Source organism: Pseudomonas sp. MYb13 (assembly GCF_002980075.1).
Taxonomy (GTDB): Bacteria; Pseudomonadota; Gammaproteobacteria; order Pseudomonadales; family Pseudomonadaceae; genus Aquipseudomonas; species Aquipseudomonas lurida.
The window spans coordinates 1-21,659 of the sequence record NZ_PCQI01000023.1 but is presented as its reverse complement, the minus strand read 5'-3'; the positions used below and the strand labels follow the sequence as shown (position 1 = coordinate 21,659).

Sequence of the window (21,659 nt, the reverse complement as noted above, 5' to 3'; positions counted from 1 at the left end):
TTAAAGAGATCACGCCAGCGAGACGTCCTTGAGGAACGCCTCCACGCGTGGGTTGTGGCCGCTGCGCAGGGCGCCCGGCGTGTCGTCGCAGACCACGCGGCCCTTCTCCATGAACACGATGCGGTCGGAAACCTTGAAGGCAAAGTTCATCTCGTGGGTGACGATCACCATGGTGATGCCCTCCTCGGCCAGGGCCTCGATCACTTGCAGCACTTCGTTGACTTTCTCCGGGTCGAGCGCCGAGGTCGGCTCGTCGAACAGCATGATCTGCGGGCGCATCATCAGGGCGCGGGCGATGGCCACGCGTTGCTGTTGGCCACCGGACAGCTGGTGCGGGTACTTCCAGGCGTGGTCGAGCATGCCGACCTTGTGCAGCAGCGCGTAGGCCTGTTGCTTGAGGTCGCAGGTCGCTCCCAGGCGGTGGTATTTGGGCGCCATCAGCAGGTTGTCGAGCACGCTCAAATGCGGGAACAGGTTGAAGCTCTGGAACACCATGCCGATGTTCAGGCGATGCTCGGCGTGCTCGATGTACTGGGGTTTGTGCGCGCCGACTTTATTTAAGTGAATGAACGGCTGGCCGTTGATCCGGATCTCGCCGTTATCCAGTTGCTCAAGGCCATTGAGCAAGCGGATCAGCGTGGTCTTGCCGGAGCCCGACGGGCCGATCACCGACACCACTTCACCCGGCTGGATCTGCAGGTTGACCGAGCCCAGCACCTCGATGTCGTTGTAGGCCTTGTGCAGCCGTGTGGCATGCAGCGCGGGCTCGCCACTGGTGGCCGGGCGCGCCAAGGCCGTGCGCTGTTGAGTCGCGAGGGCCAGCACTGCCGCGTCGGGAACGCGGGAAACATTGCGCTGGTTGACGTCGAGAAAGCGCTCCAGGCGCTTGAGCAGGAAGTCGAACACCGTGACGATAAACACGTAGAAGAATGCCACCGCCGCCATGGTTTCGATCACCAGGAAGTTCTGCGAATACAGGCGCTGGCCGACCATCAGGATCTCGGTCAGGGAGATCACCGACACCAGCGAGGTGAGCTTGACGATGGAGATGTATTCGTTGGCCAGCGACGGCAACGCCACCCGCAGCGCCTGGGGAATCACCACGCGCCATTGGGTGCCGAAGAACTTCAGGCCCAGCGCCCGCGCCGCCTCGCCCTGCCCCTTGGGAATCGAAAGCAGGCCACCGCGATGGATCTCGGCCACGTAGGCGGTCTCGCAGATCACCAGGGCCAGCAGGCCGGACCAGAACGGGTCGGCCAGCACCGCCGACGTGCCGGGCAGCGCCTGGGGCAGGTTGTAGATAAAGATCAGCAGCACCAGCAGTGGCAGGCTGCGGAACAGCCAGATGTAGCCACGGGCCGGCACGCTGAGCAGGCCATGCCTGGATTGCTTGGCCAGGGCCAGCAGAAAACCCAGGCCAATGCTCAAGACCCAGGTCAGGGTACTGAGCTTGATCACCGTCCACGTCGCGCGCCAGAACTCGGCATCGGCCAGCAAACCAAACATGTAATTCCAGTCGAATGTCATCGTCGCCGTGCCCTGAGAAGTTGATCTACATCGATGGGTTCAGAGTCGTGGGGGGAGGCACTTGGGGTCAATTCGTAAAAGCCGGGGCACTGGGTAGGCAGAACCTATGCAGCTCAAAAGGGTGCACGCCGCAATTCACGGCGCGTCGCGCGCCGCATTTCGGTGCAAAACCGGGTTGCCGCGTGATCGTTACCGAGCTTCGCGAGCAAGCTCGCTCCGACAATCGCGCACCGCATGCGGGTCAAAAAAACTCGGCGGTGCCATGCCGGGGATGTATTGGTCGGACACAAACATGCGGCACCGCTCGGCAAACGCCGACACCACCCGCGACAGCTGGGTATTGCTGGCCGTGGCGTAGCCCAGGCGCATCGGCCGGTGCGCGCCCGCCAGGCGCAGGCGAATCACGCGTTTGCCGTCCTGGGACATGTTCGATTTGGGCCGTGCATTCGCGAAGGAATAGCCGATCCCATTGCCAACCATGGCGCGCACCGTTTCGAGGTTGGTGGAACGCATGATGATGTTCGGCGTGGTGCCCGCCTGGATAAACAGGCTGAGGAAATAGTCGCGGCTCCACGGCGTGTCGAGCAGCACCACCGGGTAGGCCTCAAGGTCTTGCATGCTCACCGCCGGCAAGCTCGCCAGTGGGTGGTACTCGCCGACCATGACATAAGGCGGCAACTGCGCCAGGGGTTGGAAGTCGATGTCCGGGCTGGTCACCAGGTCGTAGGTCAGGGCAATGTCCAGCTCACCGCTGCGCAATTTCTCCAGCAATTCCTCGTGGTTGCCCTCGGCTTGCGTCAGCCGCACGCCGGGAAACGCACGGCCGAAACCGAACACCAATTCAGGCGTGATCATCGGCGCCAGCGACTCCAGGCAGCCCACCCGCAACGGCCCGCGCACGGTGTTCAATGACTCCGACGCTATGGTGTAGAGGTTGGTCATCTGCTCCAGGATCAGCTTGGCCTCCTGCATCACCAGGCGCCCTACTGCCGTGAGTGAAATGCCCTGGGCGTGGTGGCGGATAAACAGCTGGATACCCAATTCCGCCTCCATATGCGTGATCGCCGCCGAGATCGACGGCGACGACACGTGGATGCGCTCGGCGGCCGCACTGATGCTGCCCGCCTCTCCCGACGCAACGAAATACTCCAGTTGACGCTGAGTAATACGACTGAGCATTACGCCTGCCCCTCAACAATGACTGTACAGGTCACGTTGCAGGGTTCGTGCCGGGTCAGGCGCCAACCGATGACCTGCACGGGCTTCGGTTTTTCCTAAGCACTACCCCGCGCAAATGCTGGTTTCGCCGGAACCGGGGCGGTGTGAAGCTGGATTCATTCCGCTTCCCACGAGCCTCCGTCATGCCTACCCACACCCGCATCCGCATGTTCAACACCCGGCAGACCTACCCCAACCAGGCGCTGGACAACGACCTGTGCCAGGCCGTGCGCGCCGGCAATACCATTTACGTACGCGGTCAGATCGGCACCGACTTCGACGGCAACCTGGTCGGCCTTGGCGACCCGCGAGCCCAGGCCGAGCAGGCAATGAAAAACGTCAAGCAACTGCTTGAAGAGGCGGGCTCGGACCTGTCGCATATCGTCAAGACCACCACCTACTTGATCGACCCGCGTTACCGCGAGCCGGTGTACCAGGAAGTCGGCAAATGGCTCAAGGGCGTGTTCCCCATTTCAACCGGGCTGGTGATCTCCGGCCTGGGGCAACCAGAATGGTTGATGGAGATCGACGTGATCGCCGTGGTGCCAGACGACTGGACCGTATGAAAGCGGTAATCGCCCGCGAGCCCGGCGGCCCAGAGGTGCTGCAGGTGGTAGAGCGCCCTGTCCCGCCATTGCACGCCGGTGAAGTGCTGATTCGTGTAGCGGCGGCTGGGGTCAATCGGCCCGACCTGATGCAACGCAATGGCTCGCCCATTCCCCCGGGTGTCACCGATGTGCTGGGCCTGGAAGCAGCGGGCATGGTTGTCGCGGTGGGCGCGGATGTGGATGAGTTCGCCACCGGCGATCGCGTGATGGCCTTGCTCAATGGCGGCGGCTACGCCGAATACTGCGTGGCGCAGGCGGCGCATTGCTTGCCGGTGCCTGCGGGCTTGTCACTGCACGATGCCGCTGGGGTGCCGGAAGCGGCGTTTGCCGTGTGGCATAACCTGTTTGAACTGGGCCGTTTGCGCAGTGGCGACACGGCGCTGATCCACGGTGCCGCGAGTGGCGTCGGCAGCTTTGCCGTGCAGTGTGCGCACGCCGCCGGTGCGCGAGTGATTGCCACCGCAGGCGGCCCGCAGAAAGTCGCGATGCTGCAAGCGCTGGGCGTATGGCGCGCGGTTGACCGTCACCTTGAAGACTTCGTCGACGCAGTAAACGACTGCACCGAAGGGCGCGGCGTCGACGTGGTGCTGGATAACGTCGGCGGCCCTTACGTGGCGCGCAACCTTGCCGCCATGGCCATGGGCGCTCGGCACGTGAGCCTGTCGTTCCTGCAAGGCGCCCGCATCGAGTTGGACTTACAGGTGCTGATGCGCAAAAACCTCAGCCTCACCTCCTCCACCCTGCGCCCCAAAAGCCATGCCGAAAAAGCCCGCCTGGCCGTGTGCATCCGTTCGCGTTTCCTGCCCTGGCTGGCCTCCGGTTTGGTGCGCCCGCAGGTCCATGCACTGTTGCCACTGGCTCAAGCCGCCGACGCGCACCGCCTGCTGGAAGCCAATGCCAATGTCGGCAAAGTCGTGCTGACCGTCGCCGAATAACCTGGAGCCCCTCATGACCCACCGCGTGTTTTTCCTCAACGGGCCCAACGCCAACCTCTACGGGCTGGACAAAAACGGCACCTACGGCAGCGAAAGTTTCGCCAGCATCGAAGCCCGTTGCCAACGCCATGCTGCCGCGCTGGGCCTGACCCTGGACTTTCGCCAGAGCAACCACGAAGGCGTGCTGGTGGACTGGCTCCAGGAAGCACGCTTGAACGCCGACGCCATCGTGATCAACGCGGCCGGGCTGAGCTACAGCAGCGTGCCGATCCTTGACGCACTGCTGGCCTTCGACGGCCCGATCATCGAAGCGCACATGAGCAATATCTGGAAGCGCGAAAGCTTCCGGCATCACTCCTACGTGTCCAAAGCCGCTACCGGCGTGATCGCCGGGCTAGGGACGCTGGGTTATGAACTGGCACTGACTGCCGTCGCTGCGTTGCTGACATCTTGAAACCACAACGCATCAAGCCAGCGCCTCCGGTTGAAATCGATGTTGCAGACAAACCCTCACTTTCCAGGAACCGCCCATGTCAGTAGAAACCATCAACACCCTGGTAGTCGGCGCAGGCCAGGCCGGTGTCGCCATGAGCGAACACCTGTCCCTGATGGGCGTGCCCCACATCGTGCTCGAGCGCCACCGCATCGCCGAACGCTGGCGCTCGGAACGCTGGGACTCCCTCGTCGCCAACGGCCCGGCCTGGCACGACCGCTTCCCCGGCCTTGCTTTTGAAGGGATTTCACCCGAGGCCTTTCCACCGAAAGAACGCATGGCGGACTACTTCGAAGCCTATGTGCACCAGTTGCAGGCCCCGGTACGCACGGGTGTGGACGTACAGTCGGTGGAGCGCCATATGGGCCGCCCCGGGTTCAAGGTCACCACCTCGGCCGGCGTGATCGAAGCCGCCAACGTAGTTGCTGCCACCGGCCCGTTCCAGCGCCCGTCCATCCCGAATATCGTCCCCGCCAGCGCGCCAATTCATCAACTGCATTCCTCTGCCTACAAGAACCCTGGCCAACTGCCCGAAGGTGCCGTACTCGTGGTCGGCGCCGGCGCTTCCGGCTCGCAGATCGCCGAAGAATTGCAAAAGGCCGGCAAGACCGTGTACCTCTCGGTCGGCGAACACTACCGCCCGCCCCGCGCCTACCGCAGCCGCGACTACTGCTGGTGGTTGGGTGCGCTGGGCCTGTGGGACGAAGTCAAAATCCAGCCGAAGAAGAAGCACGTGGCGTTTGCAGTGAGTGGCTATGAGGGTGGCAAGACCGTCGACTTCCGCCGACTCGCGCACCAAGGGATTCAACTGGTGGGCGTCACCCAGGATTGGGCGGACGGTGTCATGACGTTCCAGCCGGGCTTGGCCGAGAACGTGGCCGAAGGCGACCGCGCTTACTTTGATGTGCTGCGCGATGCAGATGCCTACATCGAGGCGAATGGGTTGCCGTTCCCCCTGGAGCCGCAAGCCTGGGAATTGTTGCCCGACCCGGAGTGCCTGGTGAATCCGACCCTCAGCCTGGATCTGGCTGAGGCCGGCGTGACCACCATCCTGTGGGCGACCGGTTTCACATTCGATTTCAGCTGGTTGAAAGTGGATGCGTTTGACGACAACGGCGAGCCGTTCCACAAGCGCGGGATTTCGGCGCAAAGCGGCATTTACTTTTTGGGGCTGCCGAACCTGGTCAACCGCGCGTCATCATTCATCTATGGGGTGTGGCACGATGCGAAGTACGTGGCGGACCATATCGTGTTGCAGAACGCGTACAAGGCCTACAAAAAGCCTGAGTAAGCAGGGGCGTTCTTTTCGCAACCACAACGCCCACACACAACGCCGCTCCCCTGTGGGCGTCGTCGAGCCTTGGCAAGGCTACGATGACCGCCAGCCTCCGCCGGGATATGTCCTGCAGCAAGCTTCACCACTGTGCTCGATTGCCTACAGGTGCGTCAGAATCCGCCGGCTTTGTGTGTTTCCCCCGTCTACTAACCTGCGCACAGCTGGCCCCCTCTGTTTAGTAGCCGGGAGGCTGCGCTAGCTGAACGCTAGCGCTTCAAGTTTTTAGCCCATCGATTCACGAGTCGTCGTAACCCTCTTACAACGACTCGCGATTTCATACAGTGCTTTCAGCCACGCTTGGGCAGCTTCCAGTTCGGCCGGATAAAGTGGCACGTATACCCATTAGGAATTCGCTCCAGATAATCCTGATGCTCCGGCTCCGCCTCCCAAAACGGTCCGGCCGGCTCGATCTCTGTCACCACCCGACCCGGCCACAGCTTCGAAGCCTCCACATCCGCAGCGGTATCCTCGGCAATATCGCGCTGCTGCTCGCTCAAGTAATAAATCGCCGAACGATAGCTCGGACCAACGTCATTGCCCTGACGGTTAGGCGTGCTCGGGTCATGGATCTGGAAAAAGAACTCAAGAATCTGCCGGTAGGTGATCACCGCCGGGTCAAATACGATTTCGATCGCTTCGGCATGGTTGCCGTGGTTGCGGTAGGTCGCGTTCGGCACGTCGCCGCCGGTGTAGCCGACGCGGGTCTGCAGCACGCCGGGGTAGCGTCGGAGCAGGTCTTGCATGCCCCAGAAGCAGCCGCCGGCGAGGATGGCGGTTTCGGTTGAATTGGTCATGGTCTGCCCTTGCGTTTGGTGGATACAGACGTAGTTATGGGGCTGTGTTGGCCAATAGCAAGATTCACGCTCTTATCACGCAGCGAGCCGAGACCTCAGGGTTTGAAGTTTTTCATCAGTTTGAACAGATGCCCGGGCCAGATCCAGCGTGCCTTGGGCGGGTCGCGGGTGTCTGCGAGGCTGCCCAGGAGCGTGTGAGTGGGCAACTCACCGGCAAGAACCTCCGAGGTCGAACGCTGTTGCACTTTATCGCTCTGCAGGTCAGTGACTTTGTATATCCGGCCATTGGACTTATCCATCGTATAGCCGGCGGCCTTGCCGTATTCGGTGAGGTTCCAGACCCCGTTGACGACGTCGGTGATCACCTTGGAGGGGGGTAGCTTTATGTCCTTGTGCGTGGTGGTGACGATATGGTCCGCGGCCTTGGCGTATTCAAAGGTGGCGAACTCACTGCCGAGTGGGGGTTGATCCGCGCCTTCACTGGAGAATATTTTCACCATCCGCTCCAGGAACGGTATGCCGCCAATATGGGTGAACGCCCCGTTGTCTGGACTCAAAATGTGTCGCACGAAGCCCTGGTCGATACGGGTGCTGCTGAACGCTGAACTGGTCAAAACGCTTGAAGCAATGGCGGCGTCCTCAGGCTTGAAATCGAACGTTGTCCAATACTCGTCTACGTAGTAGCCATTACTGCCAATGAGCTGGCGACCGTCGCTGTAATGACGATAGTTTGCAAGTGCATGAACCAAGAGGTCGACGTGACGTAGATCCGCACCTTCTGACTGTGCATAAGCGTACATATCCGATATCAAAGCACGGTCATCCCGCGTGAGGAATTCGCTGCGCCGTTGAGCGCCATTCTCAAAGGTCGCAGGTGGATGGGCGACGGGTGGTTCGCTGCCGCGAAACAAGCGCGAAATCATAATCTCGTAACCCGTAGCGGGGGGTGACTTCGTACCCGAATTGGCTGAAGACTCCATCGACTGTATCGATTCCCACGCCGCCCGTCGCTCGTTAACCGTGAAGGCGCCACCGTTGTCGCGGGCGATCAGGTTGAGTTGATCTCGCCCTAGGCCGTTGAAGGGGTTGCTGTCATGCCCATTGAGGAAACCGGTCGCTTGTCGCGCACGTGCCAAGAGTTCCGGGTGGCGGGTAGTTGGAATCTCTGCGTCATGTTGCGCCTTATTGGCGAAATACTTATTGTCGGTGATCGCCTCGAGTGAATCGGCGCTCTGTTGGCCCAGTGGTATTTCAGCCCGTATTGCCGCCTCATTCAATTGACGCGCCAGGATCGAGACGGTGGCGATGCCGTTATTGCTTGTGGCAGTGAGCGCATCAGTGCTGCCATTATCAGACGAGACCGCGTACGCAGTAGCAACGCTTGGGGAATCACTCGTCACGCGGGTGTTAGACGATGATGCAGAAGGATTGATAGTGATCATTAGAATTCACCTTGCTTAACGGCATGTGAACGTTCATACAAAAGGTTTCGCGCCGCTATAGTGCACTCGCAGTTGAAATAACTACGAGTGCCACGCCGCTAATTAATACCGATATTTAAATGTCACAGAATCGACGCCAGCAGGACGAGCATAAGGTGGCGTACCACCCAATACCCTGTGATAAATCGTGACTTTCGAACCATGACCGAAGGACTGATCATTAAAAACCATTAACACACCCGAAGAATTCGGGGAGATAGTTTCACAGTTTTTTTCGGCGCTGAAAGGACGAAAATAACATAATTCCACGTCATCCCTAAGCGTCCCAGGATAATACGTCGTACTCCAGCGAATCTCTAGCAACTGCTTGGGATCATTAAGTGTTCCAGGGGGAGTATCGGGATACAAAACATTGAAGTTCGTAAAACCGACACCAGGATCAGTGTGGGAGTTAGATAATACGAGCACTTGCCCTGGTGCTCCCGACTTAGTAATAGAAAACTCCGTCGCCCATGCGATCTCTTTTGTAAACACCACTAAAACAGCAAGTACGGCGAGCGAGAACCGATTTGCACGGTTGCGGCCTGCATATACAATCGAGCTTTTCATAATCTTCACCCTAGCATCAGAAGTGAGTACCTGAGGTTCCAATCATTCCAGCAGTAGGAATCACACCCCTACCCTTGCACTATTTTTCAATTCAAGTAAGGCACTCACTTCCTAAAAACATGAAGTCCCTATCTGTAATACTTGCAAGTAGGACTTCGTCAGCAACTTCCTAGTCCCGCCTCTGCTCTATTAAAACGCCCTGTTTCAAGGCATGATGTGCCCTCACATCAAGGACGATAAAAACTGTGAAAAACACCCTCACCGCGCTACTGCTGGTTTGCCTGGCAACGCCTGTATTCGCCGATACCACCTCTATCGGCTTCAAGAACATCACCGTCGCCGATGCGCAGCGCCCTCTGCAAATGGTCGTCTGGTACCCCACCGCCGCCACTACGACACCGGCGCTGATCCGCGATGACGCAGTGTTCTTCGGCGCCCTCGCGGTGCCCGACGCGCCAGCAGAGAGCCGCGAACACCCCTTGGTGGTGCTGTCCCACGGCTACGGCGGTAACTGGGGCAATCAGGTATGGCTGGCCAGCGCCTTGGCCCACAAGGGTTACATCGTGGCGGCGCTGAACCACCCCGGCACTACCAGCAAAGACCGCAGCCCCCAGGCTGCCGCGCAGTTGTGGGAACGGCCCAAAGACGTGAGCCGGGCCATCGATGCAGTGATCGCCCAGCCGACGCAATTCGGTGCAGTCGCGAAAGGCCGCATCGCCGTGGTGGGCCATTCCATCGGCGGCTGGACCGCCATGGAAATCGCCGGTGCCCGTTTCGACCCGGACCTTTTCGCCCGGGACTGCAATGCCCATCCCAAGCTGGGCGGTTGCATCGGCTACCAGCAGATAAAACCCGCCGAGACACCGACTGCGAAGGCCCAACTGGCCGCAGCCCTGCGCGACGTACGTGTCGGCGCCGTGGTGACATTGGACCTGGGTCTCTCGCGCGGCTTCACCGACTCCAGCCTGGCCGCACTGCCGGTGCCGGCACTGGTGATCGCGGGCGGCGTACCCACGGAGGATATGGACCCCAACCTGGAGTCTGCCGACATGGTCCGGCGCCTGCCAAAAGCATCGACGCACTACGTAGAGATCACCGACGCCACGCACTTCAGCTTTATGTCGATCTGCAAGCCGGGCGGCATGGCGTTGATCGAGGAAGATTCGCCAGGCGATGGCATGATCTGCCGGGATGGTGAGGGCGCGCGACCGAGGGCGGTTATTCAGCGGCAGGTGGTGGCGCTGATCGATGAATTTCTGGCGCGCTCCTTTCACCCTTGAAGAAGGCGCAATCACCTGAAACATCGCGATGAAGCCCCCGGAGTGATCGTGGATACCCCCAAAGACGCCTCGTTCGCCTACCAAGCGGTGTATCGCTACCTCGTCGAGATGATCGAGGCCAGCCCTGCGCAAGGCGAGCAGAAGTTACCGTCGCTGCGCCAGTTGGCGCAGCGCCTCGGCGTGTCGGTATCGACGACCAAGTACGCCTACTCGCTGCTCGAGGATGAAGGCCGGGTTTACGCCAAGCCCAAGTTCGGCTACTTCACGCGTTGGGTGCCGGGGCCTTTATCGACTGGACACCCGCCTACCCTGCTCGACCAAGTCTTTGCCAGCGCCCGGCAGCCAGGCATGCTGGCCCTGAGCAGCGACGCCCCTGCGATGCTGCTCTCGCTGGAAAACCCGCTGCTGATGATCGAGCGGGAACTGGCGCGCCTTTACCCGCGTTCACTCAGCCCGCTCTATCTGCCGTTCGGTGAGCCAGAGTTGCGCGCGGCGTTGGCCGAGCACTACACCTGTTCCACTGCCAACTATTGGCAGGCCGACCAGGTGTACATCGGCGCGGACCTGCACAGTGTGCTGGAGTTGTCGCTCAATGCCCTGGGGCTGGAGGGCACGGTGGCGCTGGTGGAATCGCCGTGCTCATGGGCGATCCTGCGCCAGTTGCAGGCGGCGCACATCCGCGTAATCGAAGTGCCCCTGGACGCCGACGGGCGCTTCGACCTGGTCGCGCTCGATGAACGGCTCAGGCAGGAGCCCATCCGCCTGGCGGTGCTGTCGTCGACCGTGAACATCCCCCATGGCAGCCGCATGCCAACTGAGGATAAACAGCAGATCTGCCAGTGGCTCGCTGAGCGGGATATCTGGTTGTTCGAAAACGACACGTACGGCGAGTTGTACTTCACCCCCCAGCCGGCCCGCTACCGCGACTTTGCCGACCGGCAGAAACTGTTGGTGTTCTCGACCTTCGACAAGGTGATCGGCGCCGAGGCGCCCTACGGTTATGTGCTGTGCCGAGGGCATGGGCCACAGTTGCAGCGGTTGTTCCTGAAGCGGGCGTTTCGACTCTCGCCGATCCGCCAGAAAGCTATCGCAAAACTGTTCACCTCCCAGCGCATCGACCCGCATCTGCACAAGCTGCGGGCGGTGCTGCAAGCAAGCATGACGCGTATGAACACCCTGCTGGACGAACACAGCCAGGGTACCTTCGAGGTGGTGATGCCCCAAGGCGGTGCGAGCTTCTGGCTGGAGGCCAAGCACCCGGTCGACATGCACCGGGTGTTCGAACGCCTGCTGGCCGAACGCATCGTCATCGCCCCCGGTGAGCTGTTCAGCCAGCAAGGCGCCTGGAAACAGCATGTGCGCCTGAGCTTTACCCTGGATTGGAGCAAGGACATCGCCCAGGCCGTGGAGCAACTAGCGCGGGCAATCCGTCACAGCCCGTAACAGTGCCGCGCCTCAGGGAAGCGACCATGGCGCACGTCTTCGGCAAACCGCTCGCACGCGTCACGAATCACCGCGCCGACATCCGCGTACTGTTTGACGAAGCGCGGCAGGTGTTCGCCGCCCAGGCCCAGCACATCTTCAGTGACCAGCACCTGGCCGTCACAGGCCGGTGAAGCGCCAATGCCGATGGTGGGCATTGTCGAGTCGAGGGTGATCTGCCGCGCAACACCTTCAGCCACCCCTTCGAGCAATAGGCTGAACGCGCCCGCTTGCAGGTTGGCCCGAGCGTCCTCGGCTATCACGGCGCCGGTTTCAGCGGTGAGGCCCTGGGCCTTGAAACCGCCCATCACATTGACGAACTGGGGCATCAACCCCACGTGAGCCATCACCGGAATACCGCGCGCCACCAGAAACTCGACGGTGCCCGCCAACGCCTGGTTGGCTTCCAGCTTGACGGCGTCGCAACCGGTGCGCGCCAGTACCTGGGCGCAGTTGCGGAAGGCCTGCTCGTTGGATTCCTGATAACTGCCGAACGGCATGTCGGCGATGACACAGGCCAGGTGCGTGCTGTCGACCACCGCCCGGGTGTGGCCGATGATTTCTTCGAGTTGCATGCTCAACGTCGAAGGCCGGCCATAACCGACCATGGCCGTGGAATCGCCCACCAGGATGAAGTCGACCAACGGATCGATCAGCTTGGCGATGGCGCTGGAGTAAGCCGTCAGGGAGACGATCTTCTGCTGGCCCTTCATGGCGACCAGTTGCGGGACCGTCATGCGCTTGGTGCGGGTATGGATGCTCATCAGTGTCTTCCGTTATGCGCTGGAGGACCCGATTATTGGTGAAAGCAACGGCGATTCAATGCACAGATCGGCGCTAAAAAGCGACCCAGGGGACGGCGTCGGATTTTAAGCTGGTATCATCCCGAGCCTGAACAACCCGGGTAGAAAGACATGAATCGCCAGAAAAAACTGCAGCAGCTCTTCAAGGCCAAAGCCAAGAAGGCCAGCGCCAAATTGGCGCCGAAGAAAAAGGATACGTACATCAGCAAGGCAGATCGGGAAAGGCTGGCGGCTGAAGCGGCCCAGGCGCCCAGCCTTCCACCTGAAAGCTGATTCAGCAACCGCTCAGCGCCACCTGCGGTCGCTCGCCCGCAAAGAAGAACGGCCGCAGACGCACGCCGACGCTGTTGCCGATAAACGCCGCCACCAGCCATACCCAGCCATGCAGGCTGCCCGAGGCGATGCCGCTGAAATACGCGCCGATGTTGCAGCCGTAGGCCAGGCGCGAGCCATAGCCGAGCAACAGGCCGCCGATTACCGCCGCCACCAGCGAGCGCGCTGGAATTTTCAGGCTGGGGGCAAAGCGCCCGGCCAGGCCGGCCGCCAACAGCGCACCGAGGACGATGCCGATGTCCATCACACTGGTGATGTCTTCCCACACCGGTGCGGCCAGGGCCTTGGCGTTGCCCGGCATCTGCCAGAACGCCCAGCTGGCCACGTCTACACCCAGGCCGCTCGCAACCTTGGCACCCCACAAGGCGAACGCTGAAGTAATGCCCCACGGCCGCCCCGCCAATGCCAGGGTGGCGTAGTTAAGCAAAGCCAAGCCGATGGCGCCCCACACCAATGGCCACGGCCCGCGCAGGAAGCGGCGCACGCCCTGGTGCTCGCTTTTTACACCCTCTTCCAGCTGACCGTGGCGGCCCTTCTCCAGGCGAACCGTCACCAGCGCAATGATCGCGAACACCGCCAGGCTCAAGCCCAACGCCGGCACCACGCCGAAACTCTTGACGATAGACACTGCCGGGAAGGCCGGGAGCGCGAACCACCAATCCACGTGGTGCGTGGCAATCAACGACCCGCAGATAAAGAACAACAGCGTCACCAGCATGCGCGCATTACCGCCGCCCACGGTGAACAGCGTGCCCGACGCACAACCGCCGCCCAGTTGCATGCCGATCCCGAAAATGAACGCCCCGAACACCACCGACACCCCGGCCGGCGCCACCAACCCGACCACTGGCTGCCCGAACAACGTGCCCGCCCCCAACGCCGGGAAGAACAGCAGCACCGCCACCGCCAGCATCACCATCTGCGCGCGCAGGCCGGCGCCGCGCCGATCATTGATGAAGACGCGCCACGCCGAGGTGAACCCGAAGGCGGCGTGGTAAAGGGTCAAGCCCAGCGCGGCGCCAACCACCAGCAATAGCACCTGGCGCGAGCCGACCATGTTTTGCAGGAACAGGGCGCCAAGCACCAGGATGATAAAGGCCACCAGCGGCGCGACAGGCTTGCGCGCGGGGGTGAGAGAAAGAGTGCTCATGGAGTATCTCGGGCAGTTTGAATGGGTTGGTTGCGAGTAGGCGAGTATACCCCGTGGGGCGAAATACAGTGTGGGGGCCGGCGAGGCTGCGATGGCGCTGTGTCAGGCAATGGAAATACCAGCCGTGCCGCAGCCTTCGCAGCCTCGCTGGGGCTCGACAGCTCCCACAGTTGATCTTTGTCGTGGCTCAAATTTCTGTCTACAAAGCAGACCCCTTGTGGGAGCTGTCCAGCTTTGGCGAGGCTGCGATGGCGGTGGGTCAGGCGATGGAAAGGCCAGCGGTGCCGCCGCCTTCGCAGCCTCGCTGGGGCTCGACAGCTCCCACAGTTGATCTTCGTCGTGGCTCAAATTTCTGTCTACAAAGCAGATCCCTTGTGGGAGCTGTCGAGCTTTGGCGAGGCTGCGATTACGGTGTGTCAGGCAATGGAAAGGCTAGCCGTGACGCCGCCTTCGCAGCCTCGCTGGGGCTCGACAGCTCCCACAGTTGATCTTCGTCGTGGCTCAAATTTCCGTCTACAAATCAGATCCCGTGTGGGAGCTGTCGAGCTTTAGCGAGGCTGCGATGGCGGTAGGTCAGGCAATGTAAATGCCGGCGGTGCCGCCTTCGCAGCCTCGCCAGGGCTCGACAACGCCCACATTGATCTTCACTGTGGTAGGTAGTTGCGCCTGCCGCGCTATGCACCCAGGCATTGTGCAAATCGTTCCGTCGGCTTGAGGAGTCCCCGATACAACCATGAGTTTCCTCGGCACCTTCCGCTCCCTGCGAAGCCCCAATTACCGCATCTGGGCCGCCGGTGCACTGGTTTCCAATATCGGCACCTGGATGCAACGCACCGCCCAGGATTGGTTGGTGCTGACCCAGCTCACTGCGCACAACGCCGCCGCTGTCGGCATCGTCATGTCCTTGCAGTTCGGGCCGCAACTGCTGTTGCTGCCGTGGACCGGCTTTGCCGCCGACCACTATGACCAGCGCAAACTGCTGATCGTGACCCAGGCGGTCATGGGCCTGCTGGCACTGACGTTGGGGGTGTTTACCATCACCGGGTTCGTCGAGCTGTGGCATGTGTATGTGTTCGCGTTTCTGTCCGGCTGCGCCTCGGCATTCGATGCACCGGTGCGGCAGATCTTCGTCGCGGAGTTGGTCGGCGAGAAGGACTTGTCCAACGCCATCGCGCTCAACTCCACCTCGTTCAATATGGCCCGCATGATCGGCCCGGCGGTGGCCGGCCTGACGATCGCATCGGTAGGCACCGGCTGGGCGTTCCTGCTCAATGGCAGCAGTTTCTTTGCGGTGCTGGCTTCGCTGTTTTTGCTGCGGGTCTCGGGGCAGCACGCCAAGGTTCGCGCCTTGCGCACCAAGGGCAGCCTCACCGAAGGGTTGCGATATGTGTGGGCGCGACCGGACTTGAAGGCGATCCTGCTGATGCTGTTCCTGATTGGCACCTTCGGCATGAACTTCCCGATCTTCATCTCGACCATGGCGGTCCGCGTGTTCGATACCGATGCGCGCGGCTACGGCCTGCTGTCCTCGACGCTGGCCATCGGCACTATCGCCGGCGCACTGATCGCGGCTGGCCGTGAACGCCCACAGTTCAGCTCGCTGCTCAACGGTGCGGCGATATTCGGGATTGGCTGCACCTTGGCAGCCCTGGCGCCGAACTACTGGCTGTTCGCGGTGGCGCTGGTGATCATCGGCGTGGGTGCCATGACCTTCAGCAACACCACCAACAGCCTGATGCAGCTCACGACCGAGCCGGCGATGCGCGGCCGAGTGATCGCCCTGCGCGTGGGCGTGGCCCTGGGTGGAACGCCGATCGGTGCGCCGATTGTCGGTTGGGTCGCTGACCACCTGGGGCCACGTTGGGCGCTGGGGGTGGGTGCGTTGGCAGGGATACTTGCCGTGGGGGTGGCGCTCTATACCCTCAAGCGCCAACTGGATAGACCCGCCTCGATCATGTCCGCCCCACCGAGCCCGAAACCGGAAGATCCCCCAACAACTTGAGCCCGGTGCTCTTCACAAAGGTGTCGTAGTCCATCGGTTTCTGGATCCGCGTCTCGGCGTTGGGCAGCACATACGCCCAGGCACGCTTGCTTGAGGCGTCATACACCAGCTTGAACAGGCGCGTCGGCACCCAGACCTTGTTGTCGCCGATGGTGCCGTAGCCGGCATCGAACAGCGGGCCGGTGAACACATACACATCACCCCCCGCACGCTTGGCGAATTTGCGCACGTCGGCCTCGACTTTGCTCCACACCTTGCGGTTGTTGGTGGGGTCTTGCGGCACCATGTTCGACAGCGCGAAGGACTGAGCCATGGCATGGGCGTTCGGCGCATCGGCAGCCGGGGCCTGGTGGCCGCGGTCCACGGCCGGGTGCTGGCTGCGGTAGTCACTCAGCTCCGCACGCCCAGCCTTGGGGATGCGAGGGTCGGGGTAGAACTGGTTGGTGCGCTCCTCGCCTTTGGCGTCTTTCAACTGCGCGGCATTCAGGCGCTCGACCACCACCAGCGGTGTCTTGCTGGTTTGCGAGTACAGCACCGCAAAGGTGTCGGAACACAGGGCCAGGGGTTTCATCGACGCCGGGACGGTGGCTGTGTTGATCGGGGTGGTAGCGGGGAAAAGTTGGGCGCAACCGTCGAACGAGCTGCGTTGTTGCGTGGGGGTGTAGGGATTGGCCAGGCTGCGTGCGTCTACAGCGGTGGAAAGCAAAACAAGGGCCGACAGCCCGACTGCAATATTGCGTAGGTACATGCGTTAGATCTTATGGTGAGGGTAAACGGACAAGCGCGAATGTTCGTGCGGGGCCTATGACCCTTATAGGGCTGTTTGGTGCCGCAAGGCTCACGGATAAGGTTGAACCTCTCCTACACGAAGGGGCTCAGAACCCTACATCCTCGGGAGAACATTATGACCCAGACAGCCTTAGTCGTTGGCGCCAGCGGCATCGTTGGCAGCGCCATCACCCAGTTACTGCTCGATAATCAGTGGCAAGTCGCCGCGCTGTCCCGTAGCCCGTCCCAAGTGCCCGGCGTGATCCCGGTAGCCGCCGACCTGCAAGACCCGGCGTCTGTACAGCAGGCACTGGCCGAGTTGAAACCCTCGCATGTGTTTATCACCACATGGTCACGCCAGGCCACGGAGGCCGAGAACATCCGCGTCAACGCCGCGATGGTGCGCAACGTGCTGGACGCGGTGCGCCCCGCCAGCAGCGTGCAGCATGTGGCGCTGGTCACCGGTTTGAAGCACTACCTCGGCCCCTTCGAGAACTATGGCAAGGGCAGCCTGCCGCAAACCCCGTTCCGCGAAGAACAAGGCCGTCTGGACGTGGAGAATTTCTACTATGCCCAGGAGGACGAGGTGTTCGCTGCGGCCGAGAAAGATGGGTTCACCTGGAGCGTGCACCGCCCGCACACCGTCACCGGCGTGGCCGTGGGCAATGCGATGAACATGGCGACCACCCTCGCCGTCTACGCCAGCGTGTGCAAACACACCGGGCGCCCGTTCGTGTTTCCAGGCTCCCGCGTGCAATGGGACAGCCTCACCGACATGACCGATGCGCGGCAATTGGCCAAGCAACAGCTGTGGGCGGCCACCACACCGGCGGCCGCCAACCAGGCGTTCAACATCACCAATGGCGATGTATTCCGCTGGCAATGGATGTGGGGGCAGATTGCGGATTATTTTGGCCTTGCGCCGGCAGAGTTCCCCGCCGCGCCCGCCCCGCTCGAACGCCAGATGGCCGACGACCAGGCCATCTGGCGCCAGATCGCGGCGCAACACGGGCTGAAAGAAGCGGACATCAGCCGGCTCATCTCGCCGTGGCACACCGACGCCGACCTGGGACGGCCGATCGAGGTCGTCACCGATATGTCCAAGAGCCGCAAGCTGGGCTTCACCGCCTACCAGGCCAGCGACCAGGCCTTTTTCGACGTGTTCGATCAGTTGCGTGATGCGCGGCTGATTCCTTAACCCGACAGCGGCAGCGACACCACAAATTCGCTGCCCTTGCCATGCCCTTCACTCATGCCCGTGACGGTACCGCCATGGGCTTCGACCAGTTCGCGCACCACAGTCAAGCCAATGCCCAGGCCGGCACTGTTGAAACCGATTGCGTGGGCGTCCTGCACATAAGGATCAAAAATGAACGGCAAGGCCTTGGCGGTCACACCGATGCCATTGTCGGCAATGCTGATCCTCAATCGCCCAGCGTCCACGCTCACCACCATCGCGATAGTGCCACCCGCCTGGGTGTACTTGGCCGCGTTGCCTAGCAGGTTGTGAAGGATCTGTGCGAGTCGCACGGGGTCGCCGTTGATAGTCAGGATCGCGTCGGGAACCGCCACATCGAATTGCTGCCTACGCGCGATCATCACCGGGCTGCAGGCGTCGACGGCGGCATTCAGGATGCGCAGCATGTCCACCTCGCGGCGGTGAATGCGCAGTTTTCCGGTGCTGGCGCGCGAGACATCCAGCAAGTCGTCGACCAGTTGGGAAATATGCTGGACTTGGCCTTCGATCAACTCGCGCATGCGTGGCAGTTGGTCGCTGGGTAGCCTGACCATGCGCTCGGCAATCAGGCTGATGGGCGTCAGTGGGTTGCGCAGTTCATGGGCAACCATCGCCAGGATGCTTTTCTGCTGGCCCAACGCACGTTCGGCAGTGGCTTGAAGCTACTGGGCGCTGAGTGCGGCGATCACCAGTTGCGCATTGGCTTCGCGCAATTCCTGGAACAATTGTTGCTCCTCGACCAGAGGCGCCGCCACCGCGTCGGATTGCGCCAGCAGTATCGCCAGCACCAACTGCTGGTTGGCCTCAATCAGTTGCTCGACGTGCTGGGAATCCTCCAAGCGGGTGTTGGCGTCAGTCAGTTGTTGCTGCAGCGCGGCCAGTACGGCGCGGGCCTCAACCGTTTTCTGGCCGAGCATGAACAACTCATGGGCGGCACTGGCCACCTCACGCTCGTCCCCGCCCGCGCCTTTACTCATGAGTCAACTCACACATTTTCAGCGCCCGTGTGCTCGCGGGTCGGTCGACCACCTAGCAGCCCCTCCTGGTCAGCGAGCATCTCGCCGATCTGTAGGCCATCTTCGTTGATGTGGTATTGGCGCAGCTCATCGCAATGGGCACTGGCGCGCACCTTGACCACGGCCATGATGCGCAGCAAGCGGCTGCGCACTTCGATGTAGCGCTGCACGATGATCGCATCTGTCAGGAACGCCGTGCCGTAGGGGCTGAAGCGCAGGTCGGTGTAGCGGTCTTCGAGTTCCGAGGTCATCAACACGCTGACCCCGGCGCGGGTCAAGGCCGTGACCATGCGTGACAACGACTCACGGAAGTCCTCACGAAAGGTCGGCGCCAGGGCCAGCTCAAAACCCGACAGCGAATCGATGACCACCCGCGTGGCGTTCAAGCGGCTGATTTCGCTGAGCAGCAGTTGGACAATTTCGTCAATCGACAGGTCCGGCGCCCGGCTGTCCACCAGGCCGACCTTGCCACTGTGGATCAAGTCGGCCAGCACGGCGTTTTGCGAGCGGTTTGGGCGTTGTTCGAATACCGCGATAACGCCGGTTTCACCATTGCGTGCACCCTCGGCCAGGAAGGTCGCCGCCAGGATGCTTTTGCCCGACCCCGAAGGCCCAGCCACCAGCAGCGAATAGCCCCGCGGCAGGCCGCCACCGAGCATGTCGTCGAGACGCGGCACGCCCATTTTCAGGCGCTGAACAGGCAGCGTCATCGGCGCCTCGACCGGGTTGAGGGCTGCCGGTGCGAACACCTTGATGCCCGAACTGGCAATACGAAAGGTGTGCAAGCCCGGCAAGGTCGGTTGGCCGCGCATCTTCATGATTTCCATCTTGCGCACCATCGAGTTGCGCTCGACGCTCTGGCGCAACCAGATCAGCCCGTCGGCCACGGTGAAGATCGGGTTGGTGTCGGTCTCGGTGAAGTACTCGCCGATGAGGAACGTAGTCGCCTGCCAGGTGGTCATCAACATGCCCAGTTGTTGCACGAACTGCGGCAGGTTGTTATTGGGGTTGTGTTGGGTCTGGCTGGCCAGCACCACCGAGCGGAAGGAATCGACAAACACCAGCGACGGCGAGTGCGCCTCCACTTCGCTGACGATCCGGCGCAGCACTTCGTCCAGGTTCCCGGCCAGGGTATCGTCGGCCAGGTTGATGTAGCGGATCGATTGGTTGATCGCTTCGTTGTCGAAGAAGTCAAACTGCTGCTGATAACGCAGCATCTTCAGCGGCGGCTCGCCCAGCACAGTGAAAAACAGCGCGGGGCGTTCAGGTGTCGCCAAGGCAAACATCATCTGATGCGCCAGCGTGGTCTTGCCACAGCCAGGGGGGCCGGCGATCAGGTTGAACGAAAACTCCGGCAATCCTCCGCCCAGCACCTCGTCCAGCCCTGGCACACCGGTAGCCAGGCGGTTGATAGTTACTTTGGTGCTCATGGCGAATTTTCCTGCGAAGGGGTGTCGCTCAAAGAAGGTTCCCACACGTCGCGCAGTAAACGCGCGGTCAGCGAAGGCCCAATCAGCGTGGTGAGCAAGGTGTAAAAGGTCGTCAGCAACACCTCACCCAAAAACAGCGCATCAGCTTCAGTCTGCTCTAGCAATACGGCCTTGAGCCCGGCCCGATCCGTCGCCGCCTGCATGCGGTCGTGCAAATTGGCGAGTCGCGCCTGGGTCGAGGCGCTGAGATGCAGGCTGCGGCGCAACAGCGCGACACAGCCTTGCTGCCCAATGATGGGGATGAGTGCTGCGTCCATGTCCTGCAAGATCGACATGATCGCTTCAGCAATGCCTGCAATATCAGCGGCAGGACCAGCACGGTGCGCCAGAGAAGCTACGATCTGGCGGCTCTCTTCGCTTAGCGTGGACATGAAGGGCTAATATCCGATGAATTGAGACCCAGCGTACACCCAATGGCGTTCGACCGAGGGTTTAATGAGCCACTATCGCCGCTCCCGCACGCCGTCCCGGCTTGAACCCATGGGCCCTGGCACCCCAGGCAATCGCCAGCGACACGCCAATCAACACCAGCATCGCCCACGGAAATGCCGCCACGCCCCAGCTCTCCAGCAACACCCCACCGACGACGCCACTGCCGGCAATGGCGCTGTTCCAGGCCACCACATTCAGCGACAGCGCCACGTCCGCGCCATCCCCCGCCGCGTCGGCCAGGGCGGTTTGCAACAAGGTCGCGGCACCGCCGAAACTCAGGCCCCATACCGCTACGCCGAGGTAGATCACTCCAGGCACGTTGCCGAACAAGCCCAACGCCAGCGAGACCCCGCCAAACACCACGAGGCTCGTGAGTACCGTGTGGCGCAATAGCGGCTCCACCAGCCTTGCCGTGATCCAGATCCCCGCCAGCGCGGCAACCCCGAATACCAACAACACCAGGTCAACCCGATCCGCCAAACCGGCCGGTGCCACAAACGGCGCGATGTAGGTGTAGAGAATGTTGTGCGCCAGCATCCAGCTGATGACCACCGCCAGCACCGGTCGCACACCCGGCGTGGTCAGCACCTTGCCCAACGACACGCGTTGATGCGCGGGCTGGGGCGCGTAGTCCGGGACTTTCACCAGCACCCAAGCGATCAGCACCAGGCTCACCGCCGACATCAGGCCGAAGGTGGTGCGCC

The 21,659-nt window shown here is 61.7% G+C and carries 21 protein-coding genes and 1 pseudogene; 9 read left to right on the top strand and 13 right to left on the bottom strand.

The window, feature by feature from the left end:
• Positions 1–9: 9 nt before the first annotated feature.
• The gene (locus CQ002_RS26205; RefSeq protein WP_105162606.1) at positions 10–1,527 is read right to left on the bottom strand and encodes an amino acid ABC transporter permease/ATP-binding protein; all 1,518 of its coding nucleotides are present in this window, start codon (positions 1,525–1,527) and stop codon (positions 10–12) included.
• Between the two features lie 189 nt (positions 1,528–1,716).
• Positions 1,717–2,706 (bottom strand): LysR family transcriptional regulator, encoded by a 990-nt coding sequence (locus CQ002_RS26200; RefSeq protein WP_034107694.1) that lies wholly within the window; start codon positions 2,704–2,706, stop codon positions 1,717–1,719.
• 182 nt (positions 2,707–2,888) lie between these two features.
• Here CQ002_RS26200 and CQ002_RS26195 point away from each other — a divergent pair, with 182 nt between their 5' ends.
• The 4 genes from CQ002_RS26195 (at position 2,889) to CQ002_RS26180 (ending at position 6,072) form a co-directional block, all read left to right on the top strand.
• Positions 2,889–3,311, top strand: coding sequence for a RidA family protein (locus CQ002_RS26195; protein WP_065904398.1), 423 nt, complete (start codon positions 2,889–2,891; stop codon positions 3,309–3,311).
• Complete coding sequence (locus tag CQ002_RS26190) at positions 3,308–4,288, top strand: NAD(P)H-quinone oxidoreductase (protein ID WP_105162607.1); 981 nt, start codon at positions 3,308–3,310, stop codon at positions 4,286–4,288. The genes CQ002_RS26195 and CQ002_RS26190 overlap by 4 nt, the downstream gene beginning before the upstream one ends.
• Before the next feature lie 13 nt (positions 4,289–4,301).
• On the top strand, positions 4,302–4,742 hold the full coding sequence (locus tag CQ002_RS26185; RefSeq protein WP_105162608.1) for a type II 3-dehydroquinate dehydratase: 441 nt from the start codon (positions 4,302–4,304) through the stop codon (positions 4,740–4,742).
• Between the two features lie 76 nt (positions 4,743–4,818).
• The gene (locus CQ002_RS26180) at positions 4,819–6,072 is read left to right on the top strand and encodes an NAD(P)/FAD-dependent oxidoreductase (RefSeq protein WP_105162609.1); all 1,254 of its coding nucleotides are present in this window, start codon (positions 4,819–4,821) and stop codon (positions 6,070–6,072) included.
• 332 nt (positions 6,073–6,404) lie between these two features.
• Here CQ002_RS26180 and msrA read toward each other — a convergent pair whose 3' ends face one another.
• The 3 genes from msrA to CQ002_RS28225 all read right to left on the bottom strand — a co-directional run bounded on the left by msrA (position 6,405) and on the right by CQ002_RS28225 (position 8,962).
• Complete coding sequence (msrA, locus tag CQ002_RS26175; protein ID WP_034107703.1) at positions 6,405–6,911, bottom strand: peptide-methionine (S)-S-oxide reductase MsrA; 507 nt, start codon at positions 6,909–6,911, stop codon at positions 6,405–6,407.
• Between the two features lie 95 nt (positions 6,912–7,006).
• Entirely contained in the window at positions 7,007–8,353 is a 1,347-nt protein-coding gene (locus CQ002_RS26170) for a hypothetical protein (protein ID WP_105162610.1), read from the bottom strand.
• A gap of 102 nt (positions 8,354–8,455) precedes the next feature.
• On the bottom strand, positions 8,456–8,962 hold the full coding sequence (locus tag CQ002_RS28225) for a hypothetical protein (protein WP_146117485.1): 507 nt from the start codon (positions 8,960–8,962) through the stop codon (positions 8,456–8,458).
• 245 nt (positions 8,963–9,207) lie between these two features.
• Here CQ002_RS28225 and CQ002_RS26165 point away from each other — a divergent pair, with 245 nt between their 5' ends.
• On the top strand, positions 9,208–10,242 hold the full coding sequence (locus CQ002_RS26165; RefSeq protein WP_105162611.1) for an alpha/beta fold hydrolase: 1,035 nt from the start codon (positions 9,208–9,210) through the stop codon (positions 10,240–10,242).
• Positions 10,243–10,290: 48 nt separating this feature from the next.
• Positions 10,291–11,685: a PLP-dependent aminotransferase family protein gene (locus CQ002_RS26160; RefSeq protein ID WP_105163152.1), complete on the top strand. Its 1,395-nt coding sequence runs from the start codon at positions 10,291–10,293 to the stop codon at positions 11,683–11,685.
• Here the strand turns inward: CQ002_RS26160 and panB are convergent.
• Positions 11,673–12,488: a 3-methyl-2-oxobutanoate hydroxymethyltransferase gene (panB, locus tag CQ002_RS26155; protein WP_034107706.1), complete on the bottom strand. Its 816-nt coding sequence runs from the start codon at positions 12,486–12,488 to the stop codon at positions 11,673–11,675. The genes CQ002_RS26160 and panB overlap by 13 nt on opposite strands.
• Before the next feature lie 150 nt (positions 12,489–12,638).
• On the opposite strand from panB, the gene CQ002_RS26150 reads away from it, so the two are divergent.
• Positions 12,639–12,800: a DUF2986 domain-containing protein gene (locus CQ002_RS26150; RefSeq protein WP_069077874.1), complete on the top strand. Its 162-nt coding sequence runs from the start codon at positions 12,639–12,641 to the stop codon at positions 12,798–12,800.
• A gap of 1 nt (position 12,801) precedes the next feature.
• Here the strand turns inward: CQ002_RS26150 and CQ002_RS26145 are convergent, their stop codons facing one another.
• Positions 12,802–14,010, bottom strand: coding sequence for a YeeE/YedE family protein (locus CQ002_RS26145; protein WP_034107708.1), 1,209 nt, complete (start codon positions 14,008–14,010; stop codon positions 12,802–12,804).
• A 733-nt stretch (positions 14,011–14,743) separates the two neighbouring features.
• Here CQ002_RS26145 and CQ002_RS26140 point away from each other — a divergent pair.
• A complete protein-coding gene (locus CQ002_RS26140; RefSeq protein WP_034107710.1) occupies positions 14,744–16,012 on the top strand; it encodes an MFS transporter in 1,269 nt (422 codons plus the stop codon).
• On the opposite strand, the gene CQ002_RS26135 is transcribed toward CQ002_RS26140, so the two are convergent.
• On the bottom strand, positions 15,963–16,760 hold the full coding sequence (locus CQ002_RS26135; RefSeq protein ID WP_034107712.1) for a DNA/RNA non-specific endonuclease: 798 nt from the start codon (positions 16,758–16,760) through the stop codon (positions 15,963–15,965). The two genes, CQ002_RS26140 and CQ002_RS26135, sit on opposite strands and share 50 nt — an antisense overlap.
• Positions 16,761–16,916: 156 nt before the next feature.
• Between CQ002_RS26135 and CQ002_RS26130 the strand changes: the two genes are divergently transcribed.
• Entirely contained in the window at positions 16,917–17,978 is a 1,062-nt protein-coding gene (locus CQ002_RS26130) for an SDR family oxidoreductase (RefSeq protein ID WP_034107714.1), read from the top strand.
• On the opposite strand, the gene CQ002_RS26125 is transcribed toward CQ002_RS26130, so the two are convergent.
• From CQ002_RS26125 to CQ002_RS26110, 5 genes and pseudogenes are all read right to left on the bottom strand, one after another.
• Complete coding sequence (locus CQ002_RS26125; protein ID WP_234010341.1) at positions 17,975–18,655, bottom strand: sensor histidine kinase KdpD; 681 nt, start codon at positions 18,653–18,655, stop codon at positions 17,975–17,977. The genes CQ002_RS26130 and CQ002_RS26125 overlap by 4 nt on opposite strands.
• Before the next feature lie 24 nt (positions 18,656–18,679).
• On the bottom strand, positions 18,680–18,994 hold the full coding sequence (locus CQ002_RS28680; RefSeq protein WP_234010342.1) for a hypothetical protein: 315 nt from the start codon (positions 18,992–18,994) through the stop codon (positions 18,680–18,682).
• A gap of 8 nt (positions 18,995–19,002) precedes the next feature.
• Positions 19,003–20,463, bottom strand: coding sequence for an ATPase domain-containing protein (locus tag CQ002_RS26120; RefSeq protein WP_034107718.1), 1,461 nt, complete (start codon positions 20,461–20,463; stop codon positions 19,003–19,005).
• Positions 20,460–20,894 carry a hypothetical protein gene (locus CQ002_RS26115; RefSeq protein WP_034107720.1) on the bottom strand — a complete coding sequence of 145 codons (435 nt, stop codon included), beginning with the start codon at positions 20,892–20,894 and terminating at the stop codon, positions 20,460–20,462. The genes CQ002_RS26120 and CQ002_RS26115 overlap by 4 nt, the downstream gene beginning before the upstream one ends.
• A gap of 61 nt (positions 20,895–20,955) precedes the next feature.
• A pseudogene (locus CQ002_RS26110) lies at positions 20,956–21,659 on the bottom strand (MFS transporter); the annotation flags it as partial.